This is a genomic window from Nocardia sp. JW2, from assembly GCF_051843015.1.
Taxonomy (GTDB): domain Bacteria; phylum Actinomycetota; class Actinomycetes; order Mycobacteriales; family Mycobacteriaceae; genus Nocardia; species Nocardia coubleae.
In genome coordinates, this window is sequence record NZ_JBPXLK010000016.1 from 25,036 (window position 1) to 37,182 (window position 12,147).

A 12,147-nucleotide genomic window follows, 5' to 3' on the forward strand; every position below is an offset into this window, starting at 1 on the left:
CTTGTGTCGCGAACCGTTACCGGCCGCCCGCGTCCTGGTAGGCCTGCACGGCCTTGTCCAGTTCCTCGAGCGCCTTACCGAAATCGGCGAAGTTGCCCGTGCGCATCGCGGTGCGCACCGCCTCGATCTTGCGGCTCAGCTCGGCCGCGGCGGCTTCCTGAGTCGGCGTCGACGGGGTGCCCGACGCGGGCGGCGGCGGAACAACGCCACCGGCGGGCGGAGTCGAGCCCTGGTCGACCGGCGGGGTCGCGCCCGGTTTCGGCTTCACCGACGGGTCGCCGCCGAACGGGGTCGCCAGCGAACCGGCGCCCGGGATCACCTGATTGAGCGCGTCGGCCAGGGTCGCCGCGTAACCCACCTTCACACCGCCACCGGAGTCGCGGTAGCTCACCAGCACGCGCAGCAGCTGCGGGAACGTCGACGAACCGGTGTTGCGTTCGTTGTAGAACGGTTCCACGTACAGGATGCCGCCGTCGGCCACCGGCAGGGTGAGCAGATTGCCGTAGCGGATCTTGTTCGAGTTCGACAGCAGCGTCTTCTCCCGTGACACCGCGTCGGCGGTGGTCATCGAGTTCTGCGTCTGCTGCGGACCCTGCGTCTGCGTCTCGCCGGGCAGCTGCAGCACCGTGAACTTGCCGTAGCCCTCCGGATCCGACCGCACCGAGATGTAGGCCGACAGGTACTCGCGGTTGTAGCCGACCATCGAGGACGTCAGGTTGAACACCGGCTTGTTCGTCTTCGGATCACCGAGCAGCACGTAGTACGGCGGCTGGTTGAAGGTGCCGCCCTCGATCGTCGGATCGCTGGGCACCGACCAGAACGCGTTGTTGGTGAAGAACTCGCGCGGGTTGTCCACGTGGTATTTGGTGAGCATCTCGCGCTGCACCTTGAACAGGTCTTCCGGGTAGCGGAAGTGGGCGCGCAGTTCCGCCGAGATCTCGCTCTCGGGCTTCACCGCATCCGGGAAGACACCCTGCCAGGCGTTGAGCACCGGGTCGTTGGTGTCGGTCTCGTACAGGGTGACGGTGCCGTCGTAGGCGTCGACGGTCGCCTTCACCGAGTTGCGGATGTAGCTGACCTCCTTGCGCGGGATCGCCCGGCCGGTCTTCTTGTCGATGCTGTCCTCGACGGCGCCGTCGAGCGAGGTCGACTGCGCGTAGGGGTACTTGTCGAGGGTGGTGTAGGCGTCGACGATCCACACGATGCGCTCACCGACGACCGCCGGGTAGGCGTTGCCATCGGTGGTCAACCATGGCGCCACCTTCTGCACCCGGTCGCGCGGCGACCGGTTGAACAGGATCTTGGAGTCCTCGCTGATCGCCGAGGAGAACAGGATGTTGCGCTCGGCGTACTTGGCGGCGAAGGCCAACCGGTTGAACCAGTTGCCCACCGGCACGCCGCCGCTGCCGTCGTAGGTGAATTGCGCGGTGTCGGAATCGTATTCGCGCGGCGCCTCACCCTCGGCGGTACCGACGATGGCGTAGTCGGGGTCGGTCTGGGAGATCAGTTCGCCGAAGTAGATGCGCGGCTGGTCGACCTTGATCTGCTGCTTGTCCTTCTCGGTGAACAGGTCGCTCACCGTGAACAGCGGATAGCCCGAATCGCTGCCACCCGAGGCGCTCTGCGCGTCGGACTGCGGCTTGTTCACGCGGTTGGCGGGTGCGGCGACGAAGCCGTTGCCGTGCGTGTAGACGGTGTGCTGGTTGATCCAGTCCTTCTGGTTACCCGACAGTGCCGCCGGATGCAGCTCGCGCGCGGCGACGATGTAGTCCTGCAGCTCGCCGTTGACGTTGTAGCGGTCGATGTCGAGCGACTCCGGGAAGCCGTAGAAGTTCTTGCGCTGCTGCAGCTGGGTGAACGTGGGCGAGAGGATGTTCGGGTCCAACAGCCGGGCATTGCCGATGGTCGCCGCGTCGGCGGGGACCTCGAGCGGGCTCTTGGTGCTCACTCCCTGGTAGTCGCGATACTCGACCTTGTCGTCGGTAATGCCGTACGCCTCGCGCGTGGCCTGGATATTGCGCTCGATGTACTGGCTTTCCTTTTCGGCGGCATTGGGTCGCACCGAGAACTGCTCAACGACCATCGGCCACACCGCCCCGACCAGGATCGAGGAGAGCACGAGCAGCGCCGCCGCCATCGCGGGCACCCGCAGATCGCGCAGGACGATGCCTGCGAAGAACGCGATCGCGCAGATCACCGCGATGGACAGCAGGATCAGCTTGGCAGGCAGTACCGCGTTGATGTCGGTGAACGACGGACCGCTGAAGGTGGGTTCCTTGCGTGTGCTCGACAGCAGGTCGTACCGGTCGAACCAGTACGCCACGGCCTTGAGCAGCACGAAGATGCCGGCGATCACGGCCAGCTGCACCCGTGCGGCACGGGTGAGCGCGCCCTCGCGTCCGGCCAGGCGCAGCCCGCCGAACACGTAGTGGGTCACCAGGTTCGCGAAGAACGCGATGACCACCGCGACGAACAGCCAGTTCAGCACCATCCGGTAGAACGGCAGGTCGAAGGTGTAGAACCCGATGTCGAGATGGAACTGCGGGTCCTGCTGACCGAAGTCGCCGCCGTGCAGGAACAGTTGCACCGTTGCCCAATTCGACTGCGCCACCAGGCCCGACAGCAGGCCGAGCAGCACCGGGATGCCGATGCCGAACCAGCGCAGCCGCGCCATCACGGTGGTGCGGTAGCGCGCGATCGGATCGTTGGGCCCGGCGACCGGTACGAACACCGGACGCGAACGGTAGGCGAGCAGCAGCGCCGCCCACACCACGAGCCCGACGAACAGGCCGATCACGACGAACAAGATGAATCTGGTGCGCAACACGCCCAGATACACACTGCGATAGCCGACCTCGCCGAACCACAACCAGTTGGTATAGGCGTCGGTGAGGCGGGGCCCGAGCAGCAGCAGCGCCGCGAGGACGACAGCCGTCACCAGCAGCACACGGCTGCGTCGGGACAACGAAGGTAAGCCGGTGGGGGGCCGCATGCCCACGGTGCCACTCTCCATGCTCCGGCGGTTCCGCGACCGATTCCGGGCGCGGACACCGCAGTCCGATGTTGCGGGTGATCCTGTTCGGGATCGTTGGCGCCCACTCTACGGAAATCGGACACCGTGCAAGCGGCAGGGCCGAAAATGATTGGATGGTCGGGTGACCGATGACGAGCACGCCGAAGTTCTCCTCGCCCGCTGTGTGCGCGAGGTCGTCGAGTTCGCCGACGCCGAGGGCTGGGGCAATCCGCCGCAGATGTTCGCGTTGGTGCCGACCGCCGACCTGGCCGCGGCCGAACCGGATCTGCAGGATCAGCTCGACGACGGCAGCGAACTGACACCCGTGGCCCAGGAAGCCTTCCCCGACGACATCACCGGCGGTTCGATGGCGCTCGACGAATTCCTGGCCACCACCACCTGGCCGCCCGCGGTCGAGGGTTGCGTGCTCGTCCAGGAGATCGTGGTGCTGCCGCCGGACGCGGAGAGCGATCTGGACGAGGCGCTCGTTCCGCTGCTCGCCGACGACGAAGCCGCCGACGCGGCCGGGCGCGCCGCCGCCCACGCCCACCCGGGCCGCCGCGATGCCCGCCTCATCGCGGGCGTGTTGCGCCAGGGCGCGTCGCTGTGCCTGCTGCAGATCCGCCCCGAGGACGACGACGGCTTCGGCGACCTCGACCTGCGCACCTACCCGAACCTGGCCCCGGGCCTCGTCGAGGCCTTGCACCACACTCTCGAGTGATCAACTGCCGAGTTCTCGGCGCGTCCCCCGCCTCTGGACTGACCGGAGGGTGCGACGAAGGAGTGCCCGGAGGGAGGGAAGAGGCGGGGGTTTAGCGCCGAGAACCGCGGCGCCAGCCGCCATCATGCACAGCTGATTGGTTCGCGGCCTGCTTCGATGTCGGACAGGGCGGTGATCGCGGTGTCGAGGGTGTCGACCTTCACCAGTCGCAGCCCCTCGGGGATGCGCTGAGCTGCCTCGTTGCAGTTGGCGGCGGGCACGAGGAAGGTTTCGGCGCCCGCCTCACGCGCGGCGATCATCTTGTACTGGATGCCGCCGATCGGGCCGACCTTGCCGTCCTGATCGATGGTTCCGGTGCCCGCGACGAACTTGCCGCCGTTGAGTTCGCCGGGTGAGAGCTTGTCGATCAGGGCCAGGCTGAACATGAGCCCGGCCGAGGGACCGCCGATGTCGGCGAGGTTGAACTCCACCTTCAGCGGCGGGCGCCCGCCCTCACCGAGGCCGATGCCCAGGTAGCCCTTGTTGCTGTCGTCGGGGCGGGCGGCGAGGGTGATCGGGGTGGTCTGCTCGACGTCGCCGCGCCGGTAGACGACGGTGATGACGTCGCCGGGTCCCTTGGTGCCGACCAGGTCGATCACTTCCTGGGGCGCGGTGATCGGCTTGCCGTCGATGCTGATGATCTGATCGTCGGCGGCGAGGATGTCCTTGGCCGGGCCGTCCTCGACGACACCGCGCACCAGGACCACCGTCGGCAGCTTCAGGTGGTGCAGCGCGGCGACCTCGGCATTGCTCTCGGAGTCCTTGAAGTCCTGCTGGTTGGACTTGTCGACCTCTTCGCGCGACACGCCGGGCGGGTACACCTCGGCGCGCGGGACGAGGCCGTGTTCACCGCTCACCCAGAAGCCGAACGCTTCGAACAGGTTCAGTTCGTCGCGCACCGAAACGGTCGTCATATTGAGCTGACCGGTGGTCGGATCGAGGGGTGCGCCCGTGACGTCGACCACCTGCTTACCGTCGACCTGGCCGAGGGTGTCGAAGGTCGGGCCGGGGCCGAGTGCGACGAACGGGACGGTGACCACACTGCCGACCACGCCGAGCACGAGGACGGGTACCAGGGCCACGATCAGGGTGAGGATCCGACGATTCACTCCGACCACAGTAGTGATCACCTTCGCCGGGCGACGGCAGTGCCACGCTTTTGCGCCGTCGGCCCTGCCGAGGATTTCGCGATGCGCGAACACCGTGGACCGGCAGGTCCCGCGTAACGTAAGAGGCATGAGCGATCACCCCTTCGGCTTCTCGAACCGCGACGACGACGAGTCCGGTAAGCGTCGCGACGAGGCGAACGGACCCGGCGGATCGGATCCGTTCGGTTTCGGGGCGGGCGGCACGGGCGGCTTCGACCCGTCGCAGCTTGGTCAGATGCTGACCCAGCTCGGCCAGATGATCAGCGGCATGAGCCAGGGTGGCGGCCCGGGCGGCGCCCAGTCCGGCCCGGTCAACTACGACGTGGCCAAGCGGCTGGCGCGTCAGCAGCTCGGTGCCACCGTCGCACCGATCGCCGCGAAGACCTCCTCCGCCGTCGCCGACGCGGCGCACCTGGCCGAGCTGTGGCTCGACGGTTCGACCGTCCTTCCGGCGGGTGCGAGCAAGACCGTGGCGTGGACGGCCAACGACTGGATCGAGGAGACGCTGCCCACCTGGAAGCGCCTGTGCGACCCGGTGGCCGAGCAGATCTCGGGCATGTGGACCGCGCAGTTGCCCGAGGAGGCCAAGCAGTTCGCCGGTCCGATGGTCGGCATGCTCGGTCAGATGGGTGGGCTCGCGTTCGGCTCGCAGCTGGGCCAGGCGCTCGGTCAGCTGGCCAAGGAGGTGCTCACCTCCACCGATATCGGTCTGCCCCTCGGACCGGCCGGAACCGCGGCGCTGCTGCCGAGCGCGATCGCCTCGTTCAGCGAGGGACTCGAGCAGCCCGAGAGCGAGATCATGGTGTTCCTCGCCGCGCGTGAGGCCGCGCACCAGCGGCTGTTCGCGCATGTGCCGTGGCTGCGTCAGCAGGTACTCGGTGCGGTCGAGGCGTACGCGCGCGGCATCAAGATGGACTTCTCCGCGCTGGAGGATGCCGCCCAGAACATCGATCCGATGATGCTCAGCGATCCGTCCAAGCTGGAGGAACTGCTCTCGCAGGGCACCTTCGAACCGCAGACCACGCCCGAGCAGAAGGCCGCGCTGGAACGGCTGGAGACGCTGCTGGCGCTGATCGAAGGCTGGGTGGACGTGGTGGTCGCCGACGCGGTCGGCGAGCGGTTGCCCGGTGCGACGGCGCTGTCGGAGACGCTGCGTCGCCGCCGGGCGACCGGTGGGCCCGCCGAGCAGACCTTCGCGACGCTGGTCGGTCTCGAGCTACGCCCGCGCAAGGTGCGTGAGGCCTCGGCGCTGTGGCGCAGGCTCACCGACGACGCGGGCATGGAGCGTCGCGACGGAGTGTGGGCACACCCCGACCTGCTGCCCGATTCCACCGATCTCGACTCCCCCGCCGGGTTCATCGACTCCGTGATCGGCGGCGGCACAGGCGCTTTCGACGATCCGCTGGCCCAACTCGCCGAGACCGAGGCCCGCGAGCGCGACCAGGCGCAGCAGGACGAGAAGAAGTCCGACGACACCGGCGACGACCCGGACTCCGACCACTCGTGACGGTGCGCGACCACCGGCGGTGAACAACTTGCCGTCGGCGGTTGCGCGACACGGCTTTTCGGCGTGGCGCGGTCTCGAATCGCCGTGACGACGGGCGGAACATCGTCTGTTCACAAGGTGAGATCGTCGAAACGACACGCCCAAAACCTGTGGATAACTGGGCTTTCGGGCCCTGGTCGCAGCCGAGGCGATGCCGATACTTCTGGCATGACGACCACAACACCACTGCGCGGCCCGATGCTGCACCCGAGGGTGACCACCCTGGTCCGGCCGTCGGGCACGGTGCAACTGGGCTGGGACCCCGAACGCGCGCTCGTCCTCGAGACCACCGAGCTCGACACCGGCACGGTGCTCGCCTTCCTCCGGCTGCTCGACGGTCTGCAGTCGCGGCCGCAGATCATCTGGCGCGCCGGAGAATTCGGTATCTCCCCCGAGCGCACCGTCGCGTTGCTCACCGCGATCGACCGGGCGGGTCTGCTGCTGCAACCCGAGCGCAAACAGGCCAAGATCCGGTCGATCACCGTGCACGGGCTCGGCCCGTTGTCGGACGCGGTGACGATCGGGTTGCGCCGCATGGGTTTCCGGCCCTCTCGATCGCGCACGTTCCGCCCCGAGGTGGTGGTCGGTGTCCCCGGCTGCGATCTGGTGGTACTCACCGACGCGCTGATGATCGACCCGCGCCTGTCGGTCGACTTGGTGTTGCGCCGGGTGCCGCACCTGCAGGTGCGGGTGCGCGACGGTATCGGCGTCGTCGGTCCCCTCGTCCTGCCCGGTCAGACCAGCTGCCTGCGGTGTGCCGACCTCACCCGTGCGGGCCTCGACCACGACTGGCCGCACCTGGCGGCGCAACTGCTCGGCCGCACCGGCCACGCCTCCCCCGCAGGCGTGGCGGCGACCACCGCACTGGCGCTCGGCGAGCTGGAAGCCATCGTCGAATGCTCACCGCGACGACGGCCCGCGACCCTGGACGCCACCATGGAACTCGACCTCGATTCGCACGAACTGCACCGCAGACCGTGGCCACCGCACCCGGAGTGCGGCTGCCGGACACTGGCCGGTCATCGTGCGGAGGTGGCCCGATGATCGCCGGTGTGAGCATTCCCATGGCACAGCGGCCGCAGGTTCGGCCATGATGGGTAGCGTGTCCGAGATCGTGCGCCGCAGCTCCAGCCGCAATGCCAAGTTGGCCAAAATTCCGCTCGGCATCGCGGGGCGAGCCGCCGTCGGGTTCGGCAAGAAGCTCGTCGGGGGTGACAAGCAGCAGATCAACGCCGGATTGAACCAGAAGGCCGCCGAGCAGTTGTTCGCCGTGCTCGGTGAACTCAAGGGCGGCGCGATGAAGTTCGGCCAGGCCCTGAGTGTGATGGAAGCCGCCGTGCCGGAGGAATTCGGCGAGCACTATCGCGAGGCCCTCACCAAGTTGCAGGCCGCCGCACCGCCGATGCCGATCGAAACGGTGCACCGGGTCCTGGACCAGCAGCTCGGCACCAAGTGGCGTGATCGTTTCCAGTCCTTCGACGACACCCCCGCCGCGTCGGCCAGCATCGGTCAGGTGCACCGGGCGGTGTGGTCGGACGGGCGCGCGGTGGCGGTGAAGGTGCAGTACCCCGGTGCCGACGAGGCGCTGCGCGCCGACCTGAAGACGCTGTCGCGGATGTCGGGTCTGCTGGCGTCGGTGATCCCCGGCGCGGACGTGAAGCCGCTGCTCGCCGAGATCACCGAGCGCACCGAGGAAGAGCTCGACTATCGCATCGAGGCGGCCAACCAGCGCCGCTTCGCCGCCGCCTTCGACGGGCACCCGCACATCGTGGTCCCCAAGGTCGTGGCGGGTGCGCCGAAGGTGATCGTCACCGAATGGCTGGACGGCACACCGGTCTCCGCGCTGATCAAGGCGGGCGCCGAGGACCCGGAAGGCACCCGCGCGCAACGCAATCGGATCGCCGAGCTGATGGGCACCTTCCACTTCTCCTCCCCCGAGCTGGCCGGCCTGCTGCACGGCGACCCCCATCCGGGTAACTTCCTCGTGCGGCCCGACGGCAAGCTGGCGGTCCTCGACTTCGGTGCCTGCGCGCCGATGCCCGACGGCTTCCCCCGCATCCTCGGCGAGATGCTGGCGCTCGCGGTCACCGAGGACCACGAGGCCCTCACCCGGCTGCTCTACGAGCACGGCTGGGTGATTCCGGGTCGCAAGGTCACGCACGAGGAGATCGAGGCCTACCTGCGCCCGTTCAGCGACCCCATCCGCACCGACACCTTCCATTTCACCAGGGCCTGGATGCAGCGGGTCGCGGGCAAGGCATCGGAATTCTCCAGTCCGGAGATGAAAACCGCTCGGGCGCTGCAACTCCCGGCGGAATATGTGATGGTCTTCCGGGTGCTCGGCGGCTCCGTCGGCATCCTCGCCCAGCTCGACGCGGAACTCGGTTTCATGCGGCTGGTCCGCACCTGGGTGCCCGGCTTCCCCGCCGAGCAAGCCTCCTAGCCGCACAGAACAAACGAACCGCCCACCGACGCACGGTGAGCGGTTCGCTTGCGGTACAACCCTTTTCCGGGGTTCATGCTGTGTTCATGCGGCATGCTCGGGCGGCCTACGTGGTTACGCTCCGCTGCCGCCTCCGGCCGCTGACCGCTCATGCCGAGATCGCGACCTTGCGCGGGCGACCGCGCGGGCGCTTGCGGGCGATCACAACACCCTGGTCGAAGATCTCACCGCCCCAGACACCCCACGGCTCGCCGCGGTCGATGGCCGCCGTCAGGCAGCCCTTACGGATCGGGCAGGAGGCGCACAGCTGCTTGGCCTGCTCGAGATCGGTGGGGCTCTCGGCGAACCACAGATCGGGGTTTCCGGCCCGGCAGGGCAGGGTCTTGGTGGTGACCTCACGGACGCGAGGGGTCTGCGCCACGGTTCGGCATGTCACGTCAGTAGTGGCCGTCGGCCAGTCCTGGGCGGTGAACACGTCGTTCTCCTTCAGCTCGTTGCAGCGGTCGTGGTGTTCGGTGTGCGAACCCGGAGCCTGCGGCTGAGGAGCCGAAAACAATGGCCACGGATTTCGCTTCTCGCGATCCGTGGCCAGGAGGTCTAGGGAGGAATTCCTACCTAGTTCGACATCTGTGTCGAGACCTGAGCACGGTCGCTGGGTGGACGCGGAGGCGGGTTGCGCCGCCGAAGATCGCCGGTGCGTATCCGGCCTCATCGGCGAACGTGTCTGCCGATGCCGGAACGGCGGTCGGCTGCCAACCCACAATGGGCTTGTCCTGGAGACGAACAGGGCTGTGCTGATGAATGACAGTCATCGGGACAGCTTTGGTATCGACGCCGGACAGACCGGTCCCCTGCAGAGCGAGGACCCCCCGGGAGGCGGACACCATGAATTCGTTCACCAGGTCGCGATTGCCCATCGCGACGAATGCGGTGTTGCTGTTCATCTGACTGCCTCCCTCCTGAACTCGTGTGCTGATAGTTTCCACGCGCCGAGATCACTCTCGGTGCGTGCTGTCCACCATAGGCAAAGATCGATAAGCGGACAACCTATTTTCTACCTGGGGTTTTGTGTCTTTGCCCGCATCCGCGACGCGACGATCGCGAGCACGTCGGCGCCGTACTGTTCGATCTTCTTCGGGCCGATGCCCGCGATCGCCGCCAGCCCCTTGTCGTCGGCGGGGAGCTGTTCGGCGATGGCGGTGAGGGTGGTGTCGGTGAACACCACGAAGTCGCGCACGCGCAGGACCTCCGCCTTCTCCGCGCGCCACTCCTGCAGGGCCGCCAGCAATTCGGCGTCGAGTTCGGCCGGGCAGCGCCTGCAGCGGCCGAGCATCGAGGCGTAGGTGCCGATCAGCGGTTTCGCGCAGACCCGGCACAGTGGGCGTTTGCCGTCGGCGTCCTTGGGACCCGTGGCCGTCGCGGCGATGCGCGAGGCGGGCGAGTCGTCGGGGACGAGACCGTTGAGGAACCGGGAACGCCTGCGCACCCGTCGGCCGCCCTCGGCGCGGGCCAGCGACCACGAGACGGTGAGGTGTTCGCGCGCGCGAGTGACGCCTACGTAGAGCAGCCGGCGTTCCTCTTCCAGGCCCGCCTGGTCGGCCGGGCTGCCGTCGTCGCCGAGCACGTGCTGGATCGGGAGCGTGCCGTCGCTGACGCCGACGAGGAACACCGCGTCCCATTCCAGGCCCTTGGCGGCATGCAGCGACGCCAGCGTGACGCCTTCGACGGTCGGCGGATGTTTGGCCTCGGCGCGGGTGGCGAGCTCGCGGAGCAGACCGGTGAGGTCGATCTCCGGGTCGTGACCGACGAGTTCCTCGGTGAGCTGCACCAGCGCGAGCAGCGCCGACCAGCGTTCCTTGGCCTGGGCGCCGGCGGGTTCCTCGGCGGTGAGCCCGACCGAGGCCAGCTCGGCGCGGACCAGCGTGATGAGCCCGCCGCCGCTGCGCGCCTCGTCGGGCAGGTCGTCGCGGGTATCGGCCTGGCGCAGCTTCTGTACGGCCTGGCGCACCTCTTGGCGCTGGAAGAACCCTTCGCCGCCGCGCACCTGGAAGGGGATACCGCGCTCGTTGAGCGCCTGTTCGAACGGTTCGGACTGGGCGTTGATCCGGTAGAGCACCGCGATCTCGGCTGCCGGTGTGCCCGCGGCGATCAGCTTCTTGATCTTGCCCGCGACGGCCGCGGCCTCGGCGGGCACGTCGGGGTACTCGGCGAATTCGGGTTCCGGGCCGTCGGGGCGCTGGCCGACGAGCGCGAGCCGGGTGCCCGCGATGCGGCCGCGCGCGGCCCCGATCACGCGGTTGGCCAGCGACACCACCTGCGGGGTGGAGCGATAGTCGCGTTCGAGCCGGATGACAGTGGCGTCGGGGAAGCGGCGGGAGAAGTCGAGGAGGTAGTTGGGGGTGGCGCCGGTGAAGGAGTAGATGGTCTGGTTGGCGTCACCGACGACGGTGAGGTCGTCGCGCTCGCCGAGCCAGGCGTCGAGCACCCGCTGCTGCAGCGGCGTGACGTCCTGGTACTCGTCGACGACGAAACTGCGGTACCGGCCGCGGAATTCGTCGGCGACGGCCGGGTAGTCCTCGAGCGCGGCGGCGGTGTGCAGCAGCAGGTCGTCGAAGTCGAGCAGCAGGCCGTCGGCGGAAGTCTTCGCCGACTCGTACCCGGCGTAGACCTGGGCCACCCGGGTGACCTCGACGGGGGCGTCACGGTGGTATTTCGCAGCGGCCGCCGGATAGTCCTCCGGGGCGATCAGCGAGGCCTTGGCCCACTCGATCTCGCTGAGCAGGTCGCGGATCAGTTCGGTCGAGCTGCCCAGTCCCGCCCGGTTGGCGGCCTGCGCGACCACGGGGAACTTGCTGTCGAGCAACCGCCACGGCACATCGCCGACGACCTGCGGCCAGAAGTACCGCAGCTGCCGCAGCGCCGCCGCGTGGAAGGTGCGTGCCTGCACCTGCCCGGCGTCACCGCCGAGGCCCATCGCCCGCAGCCTGCCGCGCATCTCGCCCGCGGCGCGCGCGGTGAACGTCACCGCCAGGACCTGGTCGGCCTTCACGTGACCGCCCGCGATCAGGTGTGCGATGCGGTGGGTGATGGTCCTGGTCTTGCCGGTACCCGCCCCCGCGAGCACACACACCGGTCCCCTCGGTGCCCGCACCGCGGCGGCCTGTTCCGGGTCGAGGGCGGCGAGATCGAGTGCTGACACGGCCACCATCATGACAGCGCCCGCCGACAAGAACCCGG

Annotated in this window: 9 protein-coding genes; 4 read left to right on the forward strand and 5 right to left on the reverse strand. The window is 68.4% G+C overall.

Features of this window, described 5'->3' with window-relative positions; translation table 11 throughout:
- Positions 1-16 precede the first annotated feature (16 nt).
- Positions 17-2,998, reverse strand: coding sequence for a UPF0182 family protein (locus tag ACSVDM_RS21245; protein ID WP_181700391.1), 2,982 nt, complete (start codon positions 2,996-2,998; stop codon positions 17-19).
- Between the two features lie 157 nt (positions 2,999-3,155).
- Here ACSVDM_RS21245 and ACSVDM_RS21250 point away from each other — a divergent pair, with 157 nt between their 5' ends.
- Entirely contained in the window at positions 3,156-3,734 is a 579-nt protein-coding gene (locus ACSVDM_RS21250) for a PPA1309 family protein (protein ID WP_067491592.1), read from the forward strand.
- A gap of 122 nt (positions 3,735-3,856) precedes the next feature.
- Here ACSVDM_RS21250 and ACSVDM_RS21255 read toward each other — a convergent pair whose 3' ends face one another.
- Positions 3,857-4,882: a YlbL family protein gene (locus ACSVDM_RS21255; protein ID WP_225278952.1), complete on the reverse strand. Its 1,026-nt coding sequence runs from the start codon at positions 4,880-4,882 to the stop codon at positions 3,857-3,859.
- 127 nt (positions 4,883-5,009) lie between these two features.
- Here ACSVDM_RS21255 and ACSVDM_RS21260 point away from each other — a divergent pair, with 127 nt between their 5' ends.
- From ACSVDM_RS21260 to ACSVDM_RS21270, 3 genes are all read left to right on the forward strand, one after another.
- Positions 5,010-6,428, forward strand: a complete 1,419-nt coding sequence (locus ACSVDM_RS21260) for a zinc-dependent metalloprotease (protein WP_439267252.1) — start codon at positions 5,010-5,012, stop codon at positions 6,426-6,428.
- A 207-nt stretch (positions 6,429-6,635) separates the two neighbouring features.
- Positions 6,636-7,511 carry a TOMM precursor leader peptide-binding protein gene (locus ACSVDM_RS21265; protein ID WP_067637290.1) on the forward strand — a complete coding sequence of 292 codons (876 nt, stop codon included), beginning with the start codon at positions 6,636-6,638 and terminating at the stop codon, positions 7,509-7,511.
- A 49-nt stretch (positions 7,512-7,560) separates the two neighbouring features.
- Complete coding sequence (locus ACSVDM_RS21270; RefSeq protein ID WP_439267254.1) at positions 7,561-8,910, forward strand: ABC1 kinase family protein; 1,350 nt, start codon at positions 7,561-7,563, stop codon at positions 8,908-8,910.
- 148 nt (positions 8,911-9,058) lie between these two features.
- On the opposite strand, the gene ACSVDM_RS21275 is transcribed toward ACSVDM_RS21270, so the two are convergent.
- From ACSVDM_RS21275 to ACSVDM_RS21285, 3 genes are all read right to left on the reverse strand, one after another.
- Positions 9,059-9,385, reverse strand: coding sequence for a WhiB family transcriptional regulator (locus ACSVDM_RS21275; protein ID WP_281201970.1), 327 nt, complete (start codon positions 9,383-9,385; stop codon positions 9,059-9,061).
- 136 nt (positions 9,386-9,521) lie between these two features.
- Positions 9,522-9,854, reverse strand: a complete 333-nt coding sequence (locus ACSVDM_RS21280; protein WP_439267256.1) for a hypothetical protein — start codon at positions 9,852-9,854, stop codon at positions 9,522-9,524.
- Between the two features lie 110 nt (positions 9,855-9,964).
- Positions 9,965-12,121: an ATP-dependent DNA helicase UvrD2 gene (locus ACSVDM_RS21285; RefSeq protein WP_067637525.1), complete on the reverse strand. Its 2,157-nt coding sequence runs from the start codon at positions 12,119-12,121 to the stop codon at positions 9,965-9,967.
- Positions 12,122-12,147: the final 26 nt, after the last annotated feature.